Consider the following 17,547-nt stretch of genomic DNA (forward strand, 5'->3'; position numbering starts at 1 on the left):
GGTCAGCCCTTCGGGTCGATCAGGCCGCGCCGGTACGCCGCGACCAGGCGCTGCGGGACCTGATAGACGGAGCCGTCGACGGTGACCGGTACCAGCTGCGGGGTGCTGGCCTTCCATTGGGCGCGGCGGTGGCGGGTGTTGCTGCGGGAGAGCTTGCGCTTGGGCACGGCCATGGTGGTGGGCCTTCCGTCGATCGGGTGGGAGCCGGACGGGACGGAGGCTATATGGAAATGAGCACCGTTTTCAATTAGACTGCGGTGCAGTGCCTGGGGTCACGGCACGCACCACGCCCGGGGCAGCCAGTGGGGGCGGCCCCGGGCGCTCACCCGCGCCGCGGCTCGGGGGGTGACGGGTCGTCAGCACGGCCGGTCGGTGCCGCCGGCGCGGCGGCTCAGATCGTCGAGGTGTCGATCACGAAGCGGTAGCGGACGTCGCTGGCCAGCACCCGCTCGTACGCCTCGTTGATCCGGTCGGCGCTGATCACCTCGATCTCCGAGGTCAGGCCGTGCTCGGCGCAGAAGTCGAGCATCTCCTGGGTCTCCGCGATGCCGCCGATCAGCGAGCCGGCGATCGAGCGGCGGCCGCCGATCAGCGCGAACGGCGCGATGGGCAGCGGCTGCTCGGGGACGCCGAGCTGGACCAGGGTGCCGTTGGTGCGCAGCAGCCCGAGGTAGGCGCCCATGTCCAGGTTGGCCGAGACGGTGTTGACGATCAGGTCGAAGGTGCCGGCCAGCGCCTCGAAGGTGGCCGGGTCGCTGGTCGCGTAGTAGTGGTCGGCGCCGAGGCGCAGGCCGTCGTCCTTCTTGCGCAGCGACTGGCTCAGGACGGTGACCTCCGCGCCCATCGCGTGCGCGATCTTGACGCCCATGTGGCCGAGGCCGCCCAGGCCGACCACCGCGACCTTCTTGCCGGGGCCCGCCTGCCAGTGGGCGAGCGGGGAGTAGAGGGTGATGCCGGCGCACAGCAGCGGGGCCGCGGCGTCCAGCGGGAGCGCGTCGGGGATGCGCAGCGCGTAGTTCTCGTCGACGACGACGTGGGTGGCGTAGCCGCCGTAGGTGGCCTCGCCGTTCCGGTCGGTGTCGTTGTAGGTGTTGACGGTGCCGAGCTCGCCGGTGCAGTACTGCTCCAGGCCGGCCCGGCAGTTGTCACAGGTGCGGCAGGAGTCGACGAAGCAGCCGACGCCGACCCGGTCGCCCACCTGGTAGCGGGTGACCTCGGAGCCGGTCGCGGAGACCACGCCGGCTATCTCGTGGCCGGGGACGATCGGGAAGTTGCCGCCGTCGCCCCACTCGGCGCGCACGGTGTGGATGTCGGAGTGGCAGATGCCGGCGAACTTGATGTCGATCAGGATGTCGTGGGCACCCAGCTCGCGGCGCGGGACGGTGGTCCGCTCCAGCGGTGCCTTCGGTGCGGGTGCGGCGTACGCGGCGACAGAGGTGTGGGTCATGCCACCGAGCATGCGTGGCCGCGACGGTGCCAACCAGTGCACTCTTGAACATATGCATGCTGTGCCTACTACTGACGGAACCCCCTTGGGGGGCGGGAAGCCCGCGGCCCCCGGTGGGCGGGCGGAGCGGCCGGTGCCCGTGGCCGTCGACCGGCGCACCGAGCTGAGCGACTTCCTGCGTTCGCGGCGGGCCCGGCTGCGGCCCGGGGACGTCGGGCTGCCCGACCGCGGTGCCCGGCGCCGGGTGCCGGGGCTGCGCCGCGAGGAGCTGGCGCAGCTGGCCGGGGTGAGTGTGGCGTACTACACGCGGCTGGAGCAGGGCCACGGCCAGAACGTCTCGGACGCCGTGCTGGCGGCGCTCGGCACCGCACTGCGGCTGACCCCGACCGAGCGCGATCACCTCCGGCTCCTGGTCCGCCCGGTCCCCCGCCGGGCCCGGCCGGTCGCCGGCCCGCAGCGGGTGGGGCCCGCGTGCCGGCAACTGCTGGACGCGTTGGAGCTGGTCCCCGCGTTCGTGGTGGGCCGGCGGCTGGACATCATCGGCTGGAACGGGCTCGGCCGCGCCGTGTTCGGCGACTTCCCGGCGCTGCCGCCCGAGCGGCGCAACCTCGCCTGGCAGGTCTTCCTGGACCCGGCCACCCGCGCGCTGTACGTGAACTGGGAGGACAAGGCGGAGGTGACGGTCTCGCTGCTGCGGCAGGAACTGGCGCGGATCCCGGACGACCCCGCGCTGACCGCGCGGATCACCGAACTGACCGTGCAGAGCGAGGAGTTCCGGCGCTTCTGGGCCCGGCACGACATCAAGGACAAGGGTTTCGGGACGAAGCAGCTGGACCACCCGGTGGTGGGCCCGCTGACCCTCACCTACGGGACGCTGCGCGTGGCCGCCGAACCGGGGCAGACGCTGGTGACCCACCACGCCGCGCCGGGTTCGTCGTCCGAGGCGGCGCTGCGGGCACTGGCGGCGCGCGCGACGGCGTGCGGGGCGGCGGGTTAGGGACGGGCCCCGCCGTCGGACGGGCGGCGTCGCGGGCGGGCGCGCCCCGGGCCCCGCGGGGGGATGCGGGGGCCGGGGCGCGGGCGGGTGGGGCGGCCGGTGGCTCAGTCGGTCACCGTGATCGCGGCGGCGGGGCAGATGGTCGCCGCCTCGCGGACCGCGTCGTGCAGCGCGGCGGGCGGCGCGGCGTCGAGGACGACCACGATGCCGTCCTCCTCCCGCTGGTCGAAGACGTCGGGCGCGGCGAGGACGCAACTGCCGGCGCCGCAGCACTTGTCCTGGTCGACGTGGATGCGCATGGTGCTCCCAAGGGTGCGTGGTGGTCGGTGGCGGGGGCGCCCGGGCTACCAGGCGATCGGCAGCGAGTGGACCCCGTAGATCGCCATGTCGCCGCGGAACGGGATCTCCTCGTGGGGCACGGCCAGCCGCAGGTCCGGCAGGCGGCGCAGCAGCGTTTCGATGGCGATCTGGAGCTCCACCCTGGCCAACGGCTGTCCCAGGCACTGGTGGACGCCGAAGCCGAAGGCCACGTGGCGGCGGGCGTCGCGGGCCACGTCGAGGTCGTCGCCGCCGGGGAACACCTCGGCGTCCCGGTTGGCGGAGCTGATCATGCACAGGACGCCCTCGCCGGCGGCGATGGTGCGGCCGCCGATGACCACGTCCTCGGTGGCGATCCGGGGAACGCCGTTGTGGACGATCGTCAGGTAGCGCAGCAGCTCCTCGACGGCGCCCTTGACGAGCGCGGGTTCGGCGCGCAGCCGGGCGAGTTGGTCGGGGTTGCGCAGCAGCACGAGGGTGGAGAGCGCGGTCATGTTGGCGGTCGTCTCGTGGCCGGCGACCAGCAACAGGCGTCCCATGGTGGCGATCTGGGTGTCGTCGAGCTCGCCGCGGGCGACCAGGCGGCTGATGATGGCGTCGTCCGGCCGCTCCCGCTTGGTCCGGGCGAGCCGGGCGAGGTACTCCAGCAACTCGTCCTGGGCCGCCCGGACTTCCTCGGGTGTCGACCGCAGGGTGAGCAGGACCCGGCTGCGCTCCTGGAAGAACGCGTGGTCCTCGTAGGGGACGCCGAGCAGCAGGCAGATCACCAGGGACGGCAGCGGCAGCGCGAAGTCGGTGACCAGGTCGGCGGAGGTGCGTCCGGTGGTCATCCGGTCGACCAGGTCGTCGGCGAGGCGCTGCACCTCGGGGCGCATCGCCTCGACCTTCTTGACGATGAAGTCGGCGGTGAGCATCCGGCGCAGCCGGGCGTGCTCCGGGTCGTCCATGCGCAGGAAGGTCGGGTTGGTGCCGATGATTTCGCGGCCGCCGGCGGTCAGGAAGGGGAAGCCGGTGCGGTGGGCGTCGGCGCTGAAGCGCGGATCGCCGAGGACCGCGCGCACGTCCTGATGGCGCGTCACCAGCCAGCAGGAGGAGCCGTCCCAGAGGGTGGCCCGGGTGACCGGTTCGGTGCGGGCCGCCTCGGTGACGTCGGGCGCGGGGTCGAAGGGGCAGCCGGGGGCGCGGCTGGCCGGGACGGTGAGGGCGTCGGGGGGAGCGGTGCGTTCTGCGGTCGTCATGCGGCCGGTCCTTCCGCGTGAGCTAATTACCTAACTTAGGTAATTAAGATGCCGTCACGCTAACGCAGGCCCGGCGGGGGAGGGAAGGGCAGATCGCGGCAGCGTCGAGGTTGGCTCAAACCGCATGGCCGCAGGGGCGGGTGGACGACGGTCGGCGGGGCGGCGTGCGGACGGGACGGGCGGTGGCCGGATCCTGGTACGGACCGCGCCGGACCCCCGGACCGGTCCGGCTACAGTTCCCCCATGTCGGACCCCGCGTCCCCCGAGGACTCCACCGCCGCACTGCAAAGAGTGCTGGCCACGCTGTCCTACCTGCTCACCCGCTCGCGGGCGCACGAGCGCCAGGCGAGCCAGGCGGGCGTCACGGCCGGCCGCTCCGACCTCCACCTGCTGATGGCGCTGGAGGACAGCGGCGGCGTCAGCCGGGTCGGCGACCTGGCGGTGCAGCTGATGGTCGAGCCGCCGCACGTCACCCGGCAGATCAGCCAGTTGGAGGCGCAGGACCTGGTCGAACGCACGCCGGACGAGTTGGACCGGCGGGCCCGGCGGGTCGCGATCACGCCGCACGGCAAGGCCGTTCTGGAGAGCTTCCGGGCCGCCCGACTGGCCGAATTGCGCCAGGCGTTGAGCGATTTCGACGATGCCGACCTGGACGTCACCAAGGCGGTCCTGCTCCGCCTCGTCGACTACGTCCGCGACAAGCACGTGGAGGAGCCGCGGGTGCGGGGGCGCGGGGCCTGAAGCGACGCGGCGCCCCGGGGCGGGACCGCGCGGCGGCCCGCCCCGCATCGAGGGCACCGGTGCCGGTGCCCCGACGGCTGACTACTCGATCTCGACGCGGCCGCTGTGCGCACCGCCGTTGCCGTTTGCGGAGCCGGACGCGCCGCCCGCGGTGTCGGACGAGGACTGGGTGCCGAGGTTGCGGCGCACCGAGTCCAGGATGGTCAGGCCCTGGCCGACCAGGCCGGCGGCGATCTCGCCGAGGCCGTCGGTGCCGTTGAGGACGTTGACGTTGGCGTTGGCCAGGCCCGCGGACGCCTCCTTGACGATCTGCGGGAGCTGGTCGATCAGCATCCGGTCCAGGGCCACCCGGTCGTGCGAGGCCGCCGCCTCGGCCTGGATCTTCATCCGCTCGGCCTCGGCCGTGGCCAGCAGCTTGATGCGCTCGGCCTCCGCCTCGGCGGGCTTGACGACCTCGGCGACCAGTTCCTGCTGGCGCAGCTGGGCGCGGCGTTCGGCCAGCTCGGTCTGGGCGGCCAACACCTCCTGCTGCGCGTGCGCCTGGGCGAGCGGGCCGGCCTGCGCGGCGCGGGCCTGCGCGCGGTCCACCTCGGCGGAGTACTCGGCCTGGACCACCGCGGTCTGGCGGGAGTACTCGGCCTGGTTGCGGGTTGCCTCCTGCTGCGCCTCGACGGAAGCCTGGGTGGCCTGCGCCTGGGCGATCTGGGCCTGGCGCTGGATGGCCGCCTTGTGCGGGGCGGACATCGCCTCGATGTAGCCGGTGTCGCCGTCGTCGATCGACTGGATCTGCAACGAGTCGACGATCAGGCCGATCTTGGCCATTTCGGTCTTGGACGTCTCCAGGACCTCGGTGGCCAGCTTCTGCCGTTCGGTGACGATCTCCTCGACCGTCATCGAGCCGATGATGGAACGCAGGTGACCGGCGAAGATCCGGCCGGTCAGGATCGCCATCTGGTCCTGGTCGGACAGGAAGCGCTGGCCGGCGTTGACGATGCTCTCGGTGTCGTTGCCGACCTTGAACGCGATCACGGCGCGCACCGTGAGGGCGATGCCCTGCCGGGTCACGCACTTCTCGGCGACCTCGGACTCGCACATCGCCAGGGTCAGGAAGCGGACCTTGCGGAACACCGGCAGCACGAACTTGCCGTGGCCGGTCACCACCCGGAAGGGCGCACCGCCCTGTCCCCGCCTGCCACCGGAGATCAGCATGGCTTGATCGGGGGAAGGAACGCGGTAACCGAACATCACTCGTCTCCTCAACCAGCGTCGCCGGTCGTCCCGGCTGACGCGTCCAACGGATCAGACCACTCCATGACGTCGACCTGGCGATTGCCTCGGGAGTCGATCACGAGCACGGTCGCCCCTTTGGGCAGGGGCTCGGCGGACCACGCGAGGAAGGCTTCCGAGCCACCCCGGATCCGCACCAGAACCTCACCGGGTCCGGCAGTGCCGCGGGTGCCGATCAGCAGCACTCCGGTACAGCCGATCACCGCATCATCCTGGGCCATCGACCGCTGCCCTCCCCCGTTTCGTTCTTGGAATCCGACGATAGCGCTCCGGCCCGCGCCGGCCTATGGCGGGAGGGCGGCGAGTTGGTGCGCCGTTGAGGGGACGTGCCGGGGCCGAGCGTCGGAGGGCCGTCGGACCGGGGGCGGGGGACGGCAGCAGGGGGGCGCGGACGGCCCGGGCGGCGGGGGCCCGGGCCCGCTCGTGGCCCAGGGGGCGGCGTCGTGGTGGTGCGCGCCGGTGGTGGAGGCGCCCGGGGTCAAGCCACGGCCACGGCCTTGAAGAACGCGTAGTGGAAGGTGCCGCCGGGTTCCGCGGTGCGGCGCAGGTCGGCGACGCCGCGGTCCCAGTCGGCGGGCCCGGTCAGCCCGGCGGCGAGGGCGTCGGCCCGAACGGACTCGACCATGGCGATGAAGGTGCGGCGGGTGAAGCCCTGGACGAGGTCGGGCCGGCTCGCGTCGGCGTACACGGTGCGGGGCCGCACGCTGACCTCCGTGTAGCCGGCGGCGCCGAGCAGGGGCTGCAACTGCCGTCCCACCAGGGCGTTTCCGCCGGCCGCCGCCTGGAGCCGGACCTGGTGGCCGATCACCCGGCGGGCGGCCGGGCTGTCCGGGTGGAAGACGGCCGAGCCGTGGTCGCCCTCGATGGCGGTGACCGTCCCGCCCGGCCGGAGGACGCGGCGCAGGGCGGTCAGGGCGCGGACGGGGTCGGGGAGGTGCTCCAGGACGAAGCAGAGGAACACGTGGTCGAAGGAGCCGTCCGGGAAGGGGAGGTCGTGCAGGTCGGCGTGGTGCCAGCGCACCCGGTCCAGGGCGTGCGGGGCGTGTGCCGCCAGGTGGGCGCGGGCCTGGGCGAGGGACGACGCGGACCGGTCCAGGGCGGTGATCCGGGCGCCCGGACTGCCGTGCACCAGGTGGACGGTCTGCGCGCCGACGCCGCAGCCGACCTCCAGGACCCGGCTCCCGGCCGGGTAGGCGGTGCCGGCGTGCAGCAGCCGGACAAGGGTGTCGGCCTGGTCGCCGAGGCGGCGGGCCTCGTCGTCGGAGTAGCCGTGCACGTAGGCGGGGGAGCCGTGGGCGGCGGCAGCACATGCGGTTACGGGGGGAAGGGGTTGGGCACGGTGCGGCCCTTCGCGCCGGGCGCGTTCGGGGGTGGGGCCGTCGGCCCGGATCGGGGTGTTCATGGGATCACGGTCGCGGCAGAATGGTCCGGTGGACAGGCCCAAAGACGGGGCGGCCGAACGGTCCATAAGGGCCGGCGCCGCCACCGGGTCCGATTTCCTCCAGCTGCGGATCGGGGCGGCACCCGCCGGCGGCCGGGCGGACTGGCTCGCCGGCGAACTGCGGCGGGCGATCGCGGACGGCCGGCTGCCGGTCGGGAGCAGACTGCCCGCGACCCGGGTGCTCGCCGCCGACCTGCGGGTCTCCCGCGGCCTGGTCACCGAGGCGTACCAACGGCTGCGCGAGGACGGCCAGGTGGCCGGGCGGGGGCGCGCCGGCACGGTGGTGGTCGCCGCCCCGCTGACGGGCGCCGGTGGGCCGTCCCGCACCCCGGCCCCGGCCCCGGACCCGCCGCCCGTCCCCTTCACCGCCCCGCCCGCCCGCGACGTCTTCGACGCCCTGCGCGCGGCGCCCGCCCGCATCGACCTCACGCCCGGCGTGCCCGACCTGGCCTCCTTCCCGCGCGCCGCCTGGCGCCGCGCCGAACGCACGGTGCTCACGGGCCTCCCGGCGGCGGCCCTCGGCTACGGCGACCCGCGCGGCACGCCCGAACTGCGGCGGGCCGTCGCCCACTGGCTGGCCCGCACCCGCGGCATCCGGGCCGACCCCGCCGACGTCCTGGTCGTCGCCGGCACGACCCAGGCCCTCGCCCTGCTCACCCAGGTGCTGCACCGCGACGGCCACCCCTCGATCGCCGTCGAGGACCCCGGTTCGCTCGGCGTCCGGCAGCACCTCCAGTACTGGGGCGCGGCCACCCCGCCGGTCCCGGTGGACGCCGACGGCCTGCGCGTCGACGCGCTGCGGGCGAGCGGCGCCCGGGCCGTGCTGCTCACCCCGGCCCACCAGTTCCCGACCGGCGTGGTGCTCGGCGGCGCCCGGCGCCGCGACCTGCTGCGCTGGGCCACCGAGTGCGAGGGGCTGGTCATCGAGGACGACTACGACGCCGAGCACCGCTACGACCGCCCGCCGGTCCCCGCGCTGCACTCCCTCCTGCCCGACCAGGTCTGCTACGTCGGGAGCGTCTCCAAACTGCTGGCCCCCGCACTGCGGGTGGGCTGGTTGCTCGCGCCGCCCCGCCACCGGGAGGCGCTGGTGGACGCGAAACGGTTCGCCGACCTCGGCAACGCGGCGCTGCCACAGCTCGTGCTGGCCCACCTGATGGCGTCCGGTGAACTGGAGCGCCTGATCCGCCAGTTGAGGCGGCGCCACCGGGCCCGCCGGGACGCCGTGGTCGCCGCGGTCCGCAGCCACCTCCCGACCGCGACCGTCCACGGCGCCGCGGCCGGCCTCCACCTGACGATCACCTTCCCGCCCACCGCCCCGCCGGACACCGCGCTGGCCGCCGCCGCCCTCGCCCGCGGCGTCAAGGTCCACCCCCTCTCCTGGCACGGCCAACGCCCCTACGGACGCCCCGGCCTGGTGCTCGGCTACGCGGCCCGTACCCCTGGGGAACTGACGGAGGGCGTCGCGGTCCTGGGTGAGGTGGTCCGTGGCGGTGGCTAACGGGGGCGGGGGCCCGACGGGCGCGCCATGGGGCGGGGCCTCGACGCCCTCGCCCTGCTCGCGCCTGTCTTAGTCGCGCGTTAGCGGAGCGGCAGCCTGGCGATAGTGGTGCCGGCCAGAGTGGTTGTCGTACCGAGGAGAGAACGACTTCGACTTCCCTGGGGGGACCCGAAATGACTGCCAGCACCGCTACCCGCTCCGCTCGTCGTCGCACCCTGCGCGTTGCCGCTGCTGCTCTGACGGCGGCTGCCGCGTTCTCCCTGACGGCCTGCTCCGGTTCGGACGCGGGGGGCTCCAAGGCGGGGGGTCAGTCGGGTACGGGTGTGGCCGCGGAGGCCAGTGGTGTGGGTTCGGCCGACTCCAGTGGCGCGGATTCCCAGGCCGGGGCGCAGGGCACCGAGGCTCAGCCGGACAACGCCAAGGCGGGTTCCGGCAACGGTACTTCGGCCCGGTCCGGCGGCACCTCGGCCCGTGCCGGCTCCGGCGCCGGTGCGGCGAAGAGCGGTGGGAAGGTCCCGTTCTGCCGCACGTCGGACCTGATCATGGATGCCTCGGACAGCTCGCCCGACCAGAAGGTGGGCGACATCACCGTCCAGATGACGAACAAGGGCGGCAGCACCTGCTCGGCGGCGGGCTTCGCGGGCGTCGACCTGAAGGACGCCGACGGTACCTCCGCCCCGGTGCACCGCGGCGGTGAGGTGCCTCGCATCACCGACCTGAAGCCGGGTGACACCGCCACCTTCAGCATCTCGTACAAGGTCGACTTCAGCGGCGACAGCCTGGCCAGCCCGACCGACATCATCGTGACGCCGCCGAACGAGACCCACAGCGTCGACCTCAAGTGGCCCGCGGACGCGCTCAAGCTGGGCGGCTCCTACGACGAGAGCATCCAGGTCCACCCGGTCGGCATCGCCAACTGATCGCCATGCGCGGTACGTCGAGCCGGCAGGTCACAACGGACCTGCCGGCTTCCGGCATGCGGCATCCGGTCAACGGTGCGTCCTGGGGTCCCGGCACCCTCCGGGACGGCGTGCCGGCTCGACGTACTGCCGGGCAACGTGACTGACTGGCGGCCGCGTTGACCGAGAACGGCGCCGCGTTCCCCAAGCGGGGTGCAGTCCGGCGACGGCCCCGTGCCGCCGCCCTCCTCACTGAAACGGAATCGGCAGCCCCCGCTCCCCCTCCGGCCGCGCGCCGAGGATCCGCCGTTGGGCCGGCTCGATCCGGACGTCGTGGATCCCCGCCTCCCGCCGGCGCATCAGTCCCGACGCGTCGAACTCCCACAGCTCGTTGCCGTAACTCCGCCACCACTGGCCGCTGGTGTCCCGGCTCTCGTACTGGAACCGCACCGCGATCCGGTCCCCGGCGTACGACCAGAGTTCCTTGCGCAGCGCGTAGTCCAACTCCCGGGCCCACTTGTCGCGCAGGAACGCGACGATCTCGGCGCGCCCGGTGAGGAAGACGTCCCGATTCCGCCAGATGGAGTCCTCGGTGTACGCGAGGGCCACCCGCTCGGGATCGCGGGTGTTCCAGGCGTCCTCGGCGGCCTGGACCTTCTGCCGTGCGCCCGCCTCGTCGAACGGGGGGAAGGGGGGCCGGGGTGCGGTCGCGGTCATGGCGTGACTCCCGTCTGCGGGGACATGGGCGAAGCACCGGAGAACGAGCGTTCTCCGGGTGCTCGGCTAGTCTAGAGAACGAACGTTCTCCCGGGAAGGCGGGCCCCAGTGACGGTCCACGGCGATGTCCACGACGAGATGCGGACGCGGATCCTCGACGCCGCGGAACGGCTCTTCTACGAGCGCGGCATCCAAGCCGTCGGCATGGACGAACTCCGCACCGCCGCCGGCGTGTCCCTCAAGCGCCTCTACGGCACGTTCCCGGCCAAGCACGACCTCGTCGAGGCGTACCTGCGCCGCCGCGACACCCGCTGGCGGGCCGACCTCGCCGCCTACGTGGCCGCGCGCGGGGGCCCGGGAACCGGGACGGACGCCGGCGCTCCGGCGGACCGGATCCGCGCGGTCTTCGACTGGCTCGCGGGGTGGTTCGCCGCCCCGGACTTCCACGGCTGCGCCTTCATCAACGCCTACGGCGAACTGGGCACCACCGCGGAGGGCGTCGCCCGGGCCACCCGCGACCACAAGCGCGCCCTGCACGCCTACCTCACCGACCTCGTCCGCCCGCTGAACCACCCCAGCCCCACCGTCCTGGGCACCCAACTGGCCTTCCTGGTCGACGGTGCCATCACCGCCGCCGCGATAACGGGCGACCCCGCGTCCGCGGACACGGCCGCGGCGGCGGCGCGGGTGTTGGTCGGGGCGTCCGCGACCGACCCCTCTTGATTGAAATTAAAAGGAACGCCCGGCCGGTTTATTGGGGGAGATCGCCCGGCGGTGTTGTCAGTGCCGTGTGCCAAAGTGGACCCAGCAGATGAGCTGGGTAGCAATGGGGGAGGGGCTCACCGTGCCATTGGCGGACGAGGTGGCCGCATGCCACGAAGGCCGACCGAATCCGGCCGCACTGGTCGGCGAATTCCGGCGCACGATCGTGATACTCCCGATCGTCGACGACGCATTCCTCACGGCCGAGTTGGACGGTATTCGCTGGCTTTATGCATTCAGCGACGAGGCTGCCTTGTCCGGATTTGCCGCGGAACGCGGGGGCGAACCGGAGTCGGAGTGGCGGTACGTGTCCGTGGTCGGCGCCCGCGTCCTCGACGTGCTGGTTCCGGCCATCGGCGGGCCCGTGGGCGTGGCCCTGGACGCCGGGAGCGAACACGGCATGGTTTTCCCGCCGGTATCCGGAATCGTCCCGGATCGCGTTGCGATAGACGCGCACACCGACTCGGCCACAGCCTCGTCTGCTGACACACCGGGCACCACGCACGCCTAGGGGGGATCGTTCATGGGGCTTATAGAGGGAAGCGGTTACCGCACCGATCCGGAGGCTTTCGAACAGCTCACCAAGGGCATAACGGCGGCGATCAGTGAACTGAAGGAGCTGGGTTTCGACATCGAAGCCCAACTCGGTCGCGGCTTCGACAAGCTGTCCTTGGACGCGATGGAATGCGGCGACGACGGCCTGGCATCGGTCTTCTCGTCGTTCTGCGACCGCTGGGGTTGGGGCGTCTACAACCTGATGCAGGAGGCCAACGACTTCTCCAAGAAGCTGGGGCTCACGGCCGGCAACTACTACGAGCAGGAGCAGTACGCCTCCGACATCCTCAAGCAGGGCGTGAACGCCGCGGTCGGCGACCCGAACAAGACGGCGGAGGAGCTCCACAAGACATCCTGGAGCAAGCTCGGCAACGACACCGTCGACGCGTACAAGAACTGGGACTGGGACCCGAATTCGCAGGCCTCGCGCGAGTCGTACCAAAGGAGCTACGAAGCCGTCGAGCAGTTCGAGCACGAGGTGACGTCGATCCCGGACCGCATCGCCAACGGCGGCGAGGACCCGGCCGACACGACCGCGAAGCTCCAGGAACCACGGCAGACACACGGGGGCAGTGAGAAGTGAGCGTGTTCGGGGACGGCCTCAACAAAATCGCCGACGGGGTGGGCGAGCTGACCGATGCCGTGGAGAGCGGCGCCGGGAAGGTCGTGGAGTTCGGGGCCGACAAGCTGGGCGACGGCCTGGAGATGGTCGGAGCCGACGGCGCCGCGGACACGGTCCGCTCAGGGGGCGACAAGCTCGCCGGCGCGCTGGGCGCCCACGTCGACGAGCGGCAACTCGGCGAGACCGAGGACCCCAAACAGCTCATCCACGGGGACGTCGAGAAACTCGACGAAACCGTCTCCCACCTGAAGGACTTCGCGGCGGCGTTCAACCGCGTCGCCGACGGCATGCGCAAGCTGGGCTCCGGCCAGCACTGGTCCGGCCAGGCCGCCGACGCGTTCCGCGAGGCGTTCGAAATGCACCCCAAGCAGTGGATGCACGCCGCCGACGCGTGCGACGACGCGTACAAGGCGCTTCAGGGGTACGCGGAAACGGTCTCCTGGGCACAGGGCCAGGCGTCCTCGGCGATCGAGAAGTACCGCCGGGCACAACAGGACCGGGAGAACGCCCTGCACGCCTGGAAGGCGAAGGTCGACGCGTACGTGGCGCAGGGCCAGCGCTACGAGGCGGCCGTCGCCCAGGGCCAGGACGCCGGCCCGCAGCCGACGTCGCCCGGCGACTTCGTGGACCCGGGCACCGAGGGCCGCGAGGCCGCCCAGGACATGATCAAGAACGCCCGCAGCCAGCGGAACGAGGCCGCCGAGCGGGCCCGCAACGCCCTCAAGGGCGCCCTGGCGCACGCCCCCGACAAGCCGCAGTTCACCGACCTGGCCGGCGCGGGCCTCAAGGACGGCGCCAAGGCGTTCGCCATCGAGCACATGCACCTCGCCGGCGGCGTGGCCAAGGCCGGCATCGAGACCCTGAACCTCGCCCGCAAGGTCAACCCCCTCGACCCCTACAACATCGCCCACCCCTTCCAGTTCGCCTCGAACGTCTCCACCACGCTCCTCGGACTGGCCCAGGCGCCCCTGCACCCCGTCGAGATGGCCAAGGGCGTGTTGGGCTCGGGCTGGGGCAGCGACCCGGCGGAGGCGTACGGCACCTTCCTCGGCAACCTCGTCGGGGGCAAGGGAGCCGGCGGGCTGGCCAAGGGAGCCGTGCGGGCGGGCGCGAAGGACGCGCTCAAGGGCGCCGCCCGCAACGCCGTGAAGGAGGGCGGCAAGCGGACGGTGCGCGACCGCTTGCGCACCGCCTGGTGCAAGACCTTCGGCAGCGACCCCATCGACCTGGCCACCGGCCGCATGATCCTGCCGCAGACCGACGTCGCCCTCCCCGGCAGCCTGCCGCTCGCCTTCACCCGCACCTTCGAGTCGTCCTACCGCACCGGCCGCTGGTTCGGCCGCACGTGGATGTCCACGCTCGACCAGCGCCTGGAGATCGACGCCGAGGGCGTCATCCTCATAGGCGAGGAGGGCAACCTCCTCCTCTACCCGCACCCCGCCGTCGGCGTCCCCACCCTCCCCCTCGAAGGCGACGGCGCCCCGCTCGCCCGCACCCCGGACGGCGACTACTTCCTCGTCGACCACGCCACCGGCATCCGCCGCTACTTCACCACCCACACCGAGCACCTCGCCCTCCTCGACGAGATCTCCGACCGCCACGGCAACCACCAGACCTTCGACTACACCGAAGACGGCAAGCCCACCGCGATCACCCACAGCGCCGGCCACCGCCTCCTGCTCACCACCGAGGCGACCCCCGAGGGCGATCGCATCACCGCCCTCCACCTGGCCGGCGCCGCCCCCGACGGCACCGACCAACTCCTGGCCACCTACGGCTACGACGCCTTCGGCCACCTCACCACCGTCACCAAGCCGGCCTCCGACCGCCCCCTCGGCTTCACCTACGACGACGCCGGCCGCATCACCTCCTGGACCGACACCAACGGCAGCAGCTACACCTACGCCTACGACGAGGCGGACCGCTGCACCTCCCAGGGCGGCATCGCCGGCCACCTCCGCGCCCGCTACGTCTGGGGCGACCCGGACCCCACGACGGGCCTGCGCACCAACCGCTTCTTCAACTCCCAGGACCAGCTGACCACTTACCAGGTCAACGACCACCACCAGATCGTCGCCACCACCGACCCCACCGGCGCCACCACCCGCACCACCCGCGACGCCAAGCACCGGGTCCTGTCCACCACCGACCCCCTGGGCCGCACCACCCGCTTCACCTACGACGACGAGGGCCGCCCCACCACCGTCACCCTCCCCGACGGCACCACCTCCACCACCGTCTACGACGCCCACGGCAACCCCCTCAACGTCACCGGCCCCGACGGCACCACCTGGGCGCACACCTACAACGCGCACGGCCACCGCGTCGCCACCACCGACCCGGCCGGCGCCACCACCACCTATACCCACGACGCCCGCGGCAACCTCGCCTCCGTCACCGACGCACTCGGCAACACCACCCGCATCACCTGCGACGCCGCCGGCCTGCCCACCGCGGTCACCGACCCCCTGGGCCACACCACCCACTACCGCCGCGACGCCTTCGGCCGCACCACGTCGATAACCGACCCCTTGGGCGCCACCACCCACCTCCAGTGGACCGTCGAAGGAAAGCTGGCGGCCCGAACAGATCCCACCGGCGCCAGGGAAGAGTGGACCTACGACGGCGAGGGCAACCGCCTCACCCACACCGACGCCGTCGGCCAGACCACCCACTTCTCCTACACCCACTTCGACCTGCTCGCCGCCCGCACCGACCCCGACGGCGTCCGCTACGAGTTCGCCCACGACACCGAACTCCGCCTCACCCAGGTCACCAACCCCCAGGGCCTCACCTGGAACTACACCTACGACGGCGCCGGCCGCCTGATATCCGAATCCGACTTCGACGACCGGGTACTGTCCTACGCCCACGACGCGGCAGGCCAACTCGCCTCACGCACCAACACGTTGGACGAAGTCACGACGTACACCCGTGACTCCCTCGGTCGCATCACGGAGAAGAACGCCGCAGGGCTGGTCACCACCTACGTGCACGACCCCGCCGGCAACCTCCACCAGGCCGCCAACCCCGACGCCACCGTCACCTACACCCGCGACATCCTGGGCCGCGTCCTGACCGAAACGGTCAACGACCGCACCATGACGTTCACCTACGACATCCTGGGCCGCCGCACCTCCCGCACCACCCCCACCGGCCACACCACCACCTACACCTACGACGCGGCCGGCAACCGCACGGGCATGGACATCGCCGGCCACCCCTTGTCGTTCTCGTACGACGCCGCCGGCCAGGAACTCACCCGCACCATCGGCAACAACCTCCACCTCACCCACACCTGGGACCCCACCGGCCGCCTCACCAGCCAGTCCCTCTCAGCAGCAGCCACCGACCCCACCGGCACCGCCCAGGCCGAGGTCCAACAAGTCCTCCAACGCGCCTACACCTACCGCCCCGACGGCCACCTCACCGCCATCGACGACTCCCACACCGGCCGCCGCACCTTCGCCCTCGACCCCGCCGGCCGCGTCACCGCCGTCCACGCCACGGACTGGACCGAGACCTACGCCTACGACGCGGCGGGAAACCAGACGTACGCGGCTTGGCCGGACCGGCATCCGGGGGCTTCGGCCCGGGGTGAGCGTGCTTATGAGGGGACACGGATTACCCGGGCGGGGCGGGTTCGGTATGAGCATGATGGGTTGGGTCGGGTCGTGCTCCGGCAGAAGACACGCGTGTCGCGGAAGCCGGATACCTGGCGGTACGCCTGGAATTCGGAGGACAGACTTACTTGTGTCCTTACGCCCGAGGGTTCCACCTGGCGCTATCTCTACGATCCCCTCGGCCGCCGGGTAGCTAAACAACAGTTGGCGCACGACAGGGCCACTGTTGCCGAGCAGACGGACTTTACTTGGGATGGGCACACTCTCACCGAACAATTCGCGCGAAATTCAAGTTCCTCTAAGTTCGTTGTCCTCACATGGGATGTAAAAGGTTTTCAGCCCGTTTCTCAAACTGAACGCAAGCTGCCCAATCCCGAACTGCCGTCGACTGACAGTCGCTTCTTTTCTGTCGTTGCTGGTTCCGTTGGAAACCCTGCTGAGCTCGTATCGGAAGCTGGCGAGGTCGCATGGCGAACTCGTGCGACAACCTGGGGTTCCAGCGTATGGAATAGTAGGGCCGTCGCATACACGCCATTGAGGTTCCCTGGGCAGTATTTCGACCCTGAGACGGGCCTTCATTATAATTGTTTTCGGTACTACGACCCGTGTGTGGCGCGATACGTGTCGCCCGACCCGTTGGGTCTGAGTCCGGCAGATAATCCCGTCGCGTACGTCAGCAATCCCCTCTCTAAATTCGACCCACTGGGACTCATGTCTTGCGGGGCGAACGCGAGTGATGATTTAGTTAGACTCTATAAGGCTCCGCAGAGGGGGCTTGGTCGGCACCAGTACGAAAATGGGTACCTTCCAGAGGATTTCCCTGGAGGGGATAATCACCCATCGGGCTTCGATGGGCGTGCTTATTTCGCCAAGGATGATTTTGAGGTCCCGTTGACGAAGTATGCAAAGTTCTACGGAGAAGGGGTGATTGAAGTATCGGTGCCGGTCGAAGACTATGTACGCCTTTTTCGGAAGTATGAAAGGCCATACGAAGGGGGGCCGGCTGTTGAAGTTCCCATCCCGCACGAAGGTATGAAGCATCTAAATGGGTATGAGAGGCGTTGGTATAAATGATCGATGATCAAGTTTGGCGTGATGCAAAGCAGGCGCTTCCCTTTGGTGCTCAAGTGGAAGCCACCGTTTTGCGGCATCTCCCCTTCGGTTTTTTCGTCGAAATTACAGACTTTCCTGAAGTGGCAGCCGTGGTGGATGGTATTTCTTATTTGCGTGCCGGTGAAGTAGCTGACCTGGCGGACTGGCCCGCTGTTGGAGACGTCATCCAAGGAGTTGTCGTGGATCACGTCGAGCATAATCGCCAGGTGAAGCTGAGGGTCGATTGAGGGTGCGCAATTTCCCAGCTCAGTGCGTGCACGACTAAAGACCTTTGCGTGCGCCACGT

The 17,547-nt window shown here is 71.1% G+C and carries 17 protein-coding genes; 9 read left to right on the top strand and 8 right to left on the bottom strand.

From position 1 onward, the window contains the following. Nucleotides 1-2: 2 nt before the first annotated feature. Both rpmF and ACLJT4_RS06440 read right to left on the bottom strand, forming a co-directional pair. A complete protein-coding gene (rpmF, locus tag ACLJT4_RS06435; RefSeq protein WP_016576166.1) occupies nt 3-173 on the bottom strand; it encodes a 50S ribosomal protein L32 in 171 nt (56 codons plus the stop codon). A 218-nt stretch (nt 174-391) separates the two neighbouring features. Continuing rightward, nucleotides 392-1,447, bottom strand: coding sequence for an NAD(P)-dependent alcohol dehydrogenase (locus tag ACLJT4_RS06440; RefSeq protein WP_038526159.1), 1,056 nt, complete (start codon nt 1,445-1,447; stop codon nt 392-394). A 139-nt stretch (nt 1,448-1,586) separates the two neighbouring features. Between ACLJT4_RS06440 and ACLJT4_RS06445 the strand changes: the two genes are divergently transcribed. Further along, complete coding sequence (locus ACLJT4_RS06445) at nt 1,587-2,444, top strand: helix-turn-helix domain-containing protein (RefSeq protein WP_411121691.1); 858 nt, start codon at nt 1,587-1,589, stop codon at nt 2,442-2,444. Between the two features lie 104 nt (nt 2,445-2,548). Here the strand turns inward: ACLJT4_RS06445 and ACLJT4_RS06450 are convergent, their stop codons facing one another. Continuing rightward, nucleotides 2,549-2,743: a ferredoxin gene (locus ACLJT4_RS06450; RefSeq protein ID WP_275463694.1), complete on the bottom strand. Its 195-nt coding sequence runs from the start codon at nt 2,741-2,743 to the stop codon at nt 2,549-2,551. A gap of 45 nt (nt 2,744-2,788) precedes the next feature. Then, entirely contained in the window at nt 2,789-4,000 is a 1,212-nt protein-coding gene (locus ACLJT4_RS06455; protein ID WP_376440848.1) for a cytochrome P450, read from the bottom strand. A gap of 243 nt (nt 4,001-4,243) precedes the next feature. Between ACLJT4_RS06455 and ACLJT4_RS06460 the strand changes: the two genes are divergently transcribed. Beyond that, a complete protein-coding gene (locus tag ACLJT4_RS06460) occupies nt 4,244-4,741 on the top strand; it encodes a MarR family winged helix-turn-helix transcriptional regulator (protein WP_411121385.1) in 498 nt (165 codons plus the stop codon). An 81-nt stretch (nt 4,742-4,822) separates the two neighbouring features. Here the strand turns inward: ACLJT4_RS06460 and ACLJT4_RS06465 are convergent, their stop codons facing one another. The 3 genes from ACLJT4_RS06465 to ACLJT4_RS06475 form a co-directional block, all read right to left on the bottom strand. Beyond that, entirely contained in the window at nt 4,823-5,986 is a 1,164-nt protein-coding gene (locus ACLJT4_RS06465) for an SPFH domain-containing protein (protein WP_411121386.1), read from the bottom strand. An 11-nt stretch (nt 5,987-5,997) separates the two neighbouring features. Next, nucleotides 5,998-6,249: a hypothetical protein gene (locus tag ACLJT4_RS06470; RefSeq protein WP_411121387.1), complete on the bottom strand. Its 252-nt coding sequence runs from the start codon at nt 6,247-6,249 to the stop codon at nt 5,998-6,000. A 257-nt stretch (nt 6,250-6,506) separates the two neighbouring features. Continuing rightward, complete coding sequence (locus ACLJT4_RS06475) at nt 6,507-7,430, bottom strand: methyltransferase domain-containing protein (RefSeq protein WP_411121388.1); 924 nt, start codon at nt 7,428-7,430, stop codon at nt 6,507-6,509. Here ACLJT4_RS06475 and ACLJT4_RS06480 point away from each other — a divergent pair. Continuing rightward, nucleotides 7,429-8,970, top strand: a complete 1,542-nt coding sequence (locus ACLJT4_RS06480; RefSeq protein WP_411121389.1) for a PLP-dependent aminotransferase family protein — start codon at nt 7,429-7,431, stop codon at nt 8,968-8,970. The two genes, ACLJT4_RS06475 and ACLJT4_RS06480, sit on opposite strands and share 2 nt — an antisense overlap. A gap of 173 nt (nt 8,971-9,143) precedes the next feature. Beyond that, complete coding sequence (locus ACLJT4_RS06485; protein WP_411121390.1) at nt 9,144-9,890, top strand: DUF4232 domain-containing protein; 747 nt, start codon at nt 9,144-9,146, stop codon at nt 9,888-9,890. 228 nt (nt 9,891-10,118) lie between these two features. Here ACLJT4_RS06485 and ACLJT4_RS06490 read toward each other — a convergent pair whose 3' ends face one another. After that, a complete protein-coding gene (locus ACLJT4_RS06490) occupies nt 10,119-10,586 on the bottom strand; it encodes a nuclear transport factor 2 family protein (RefSeq protein WP_411121391.1) in 468 nt (155 codons plus the stop codon). 108 nt (nt 10,587-10,694) lie between these two features. Between ACLJT4_RS06490 and ACLJT4_RS06495 the strand changes: the two genes are divergently transcribed. From ACLJT4_RS06495 to ACLJT4_RS06515, 5 genes are all read left to right on the top strand, one after another. Beyond that, nucleotides 10,695-11,309: a TetR/AcrR family transcriptional regulator gene (locus ACLJT4_RS06495; protein ID WP_411121392.1), complete on the top strand. Its 615-nt coding sequence runs from the start codon at nt 10,695-10,697 to the stop codon at nt 11,307-11,309. 88 nt (nt 11,310-11,397) lie between these two features. Further along, nucleotides 11,398-11,859 (top strand): SseB family protein, encoded by a 462-nt coding sequence (locus ACLJT4_RS06500; RefSeq protein WP_411121393.1) that lies wholly within the window; start codon nt 11,398-11,400, stop codon nt 11,857-11,859. A gap of 12 nt (nt 11,860-11,871) precedes the next feature. After that, the gene (locus ACLJT4_RS06505; protein ID WP_411121394.1) at nt 11,872-12,486 is read left to right on the top strand and encodes a hypothetical protein; all 615 of its coding nucleotides are present in this window, start codon (nt 11,872-11,874) and stop codon (nt 12,484-12,486) included. A 2-nt stretch (nt 12,487-12,488) separates the two neighbouring features. Beyond that, nucleotides 12,489-17,222 carry a putative T7SS-secreted protein gene (locus tag ACLJT4_RS06510; protein WP_411121395.1) on the top strand — a complete coding sequence of 1,578 codons (4,734 nt, stop codon included), beginning with the start codon at nt 12,489-12,491 and terminating at the stop codon, nt 17,220-17,222. After that, the gene (locus ACLJT4_RS06515; RefSeq protein ID WP_411121396.1) at nt 17,219-17,488 is read left to right on the top strand and encodes a hypothetical protein; all 270 of its coding nucleotides are present in this window, start codon (nt 17,219-17,221) and stop codon (nt 17,486-17,488) included. Before ACLJT4_RS06510 ends, ACLJT4_RS06515 begins: the two co-directional genes overlap by 4 nt. Nucleotides 17,489-17,547: the final 59 nt, after the last annotated feature.

The sequence above is a fragment of the Streptomyces sp. x-19 genome (genome assembly GCF_046549115.1).
GTDB classification, from domain to species: Bacteria; Actinomycetota; Actinomycetes; order Streptomycetales; family Streptomycetaceae; genus Streptomyces; species Streptomyces albulus_C.

What these genes read in the sequence shown, in the direction of transcription:
- ACLJT4_RS06470 (WP_411121387.1), bottom strand. Translation starts at nt 6,249, where the DNA reads ATGGCCCAGGATGATGCGGTGATCGGCTGTACCGGAGTGCTGCTGATC.
- ACLJT4_RS06480 (WP_411121389.1), top strand. Translation starts at nt 7,429, where the DNA reads ATGGGATCACGGTCGCGGCAGAATGGTCCGGTGGACAGGCCCAAAGAC.
- ACLJT4_RS06450 (WP_275463694.1), bottom strand. Translation starts at nt 2,743, where the DNA reads ATGCGCATCCACGTCGACCAGGACAAGTGCTGCGGCGCCGGCAGTTGC.
- ACLJT4_RS06465 (WP_411121386.1), bottom strand. Translation starts at nt 5,986, where the DNA reads ATGTTCGGTTACCGCGTTCCTTCCCCCGATCAAGCCATGCTGATCTCC.
- rpmF (WP_016576166.1), bottom strand. Translation starts at nt 173, where the DNA reads ATGGCCGTGCCCAAGCGCAAGCTCTCCCGCAGCAACACCCGCCACCGC.
- ACLJT4_RS06475 (WP_411121388.1), bottom strand. Translation starts at nt 7,430, where the DNA reads ATGAACACCCCGATCCGGGCCGACGGCCCCACCCCCGAACGCGCCCGG.
- ACLJT4_RS06500 (WP_411121393.1), top strand. Translation starts at nt 11,398, where the DNA reads ATGAGCTGGGTAGCAATGGGGGAGGGGCTCACCGTGCCATTGGCGGAC.
- ACLJT4_RS06455 (WP_376440848.1), bottom strand. Translation starts at nt 4,000, where the DNA reads ATGACGACCGCAGAACGCACCGCTCCCCCCGACGCCCTCACCGTCCCG.
- ACLJT4_RS06505 (WP_411121394.1), top strand. Translation starts at nt 11,872, where the DNA reads ATGGGGCTTATAGAGGGAAGCGGTTACCGCACCGATCCGGAGGCTTTC.
- ACLJT4_RS06515 (WP_411121396.1), top strand. Translation starts at nt 17,219, where the DNA reads ATGATCGATGATCAAGTTTGGCGTGATGCAAAGCAGGCGCTTCCCTTT.
- ACLJT4_RS06440 (WP_038526159.1), bottom strand. Translation starts at nt 1,447, where the DNA reads ATGACCCACACCTCTGTCGCCGCGTACGCCGCACCCGCACCGAAGGCA.
- ACLJT4_RS06485 (WP_411121390.1), top strand. Translation starts at nt 9,144, where the DNA reads ATGACTGCCAGCACCGCTACCCGCTCCGCTCGTCGTCGCACCCTGCGC.
- ACLJT4_RS06460 (WP_411121385.1), top strand. Translation starts at nt 4,244, where the DNA reads ATGTCGGACCCCGCGTCCCCCGAGGACTCCACCGCCGCACTGCAAAGA.
- ACLJT4_RS06490 (WP_411121391.1), bottom strand. Translation starts at nt 10,586, where the DNA reads ATGACCGCGACCGCACCCCGGCCCCCCTTCCCCCCGTTCGACGAGGCG.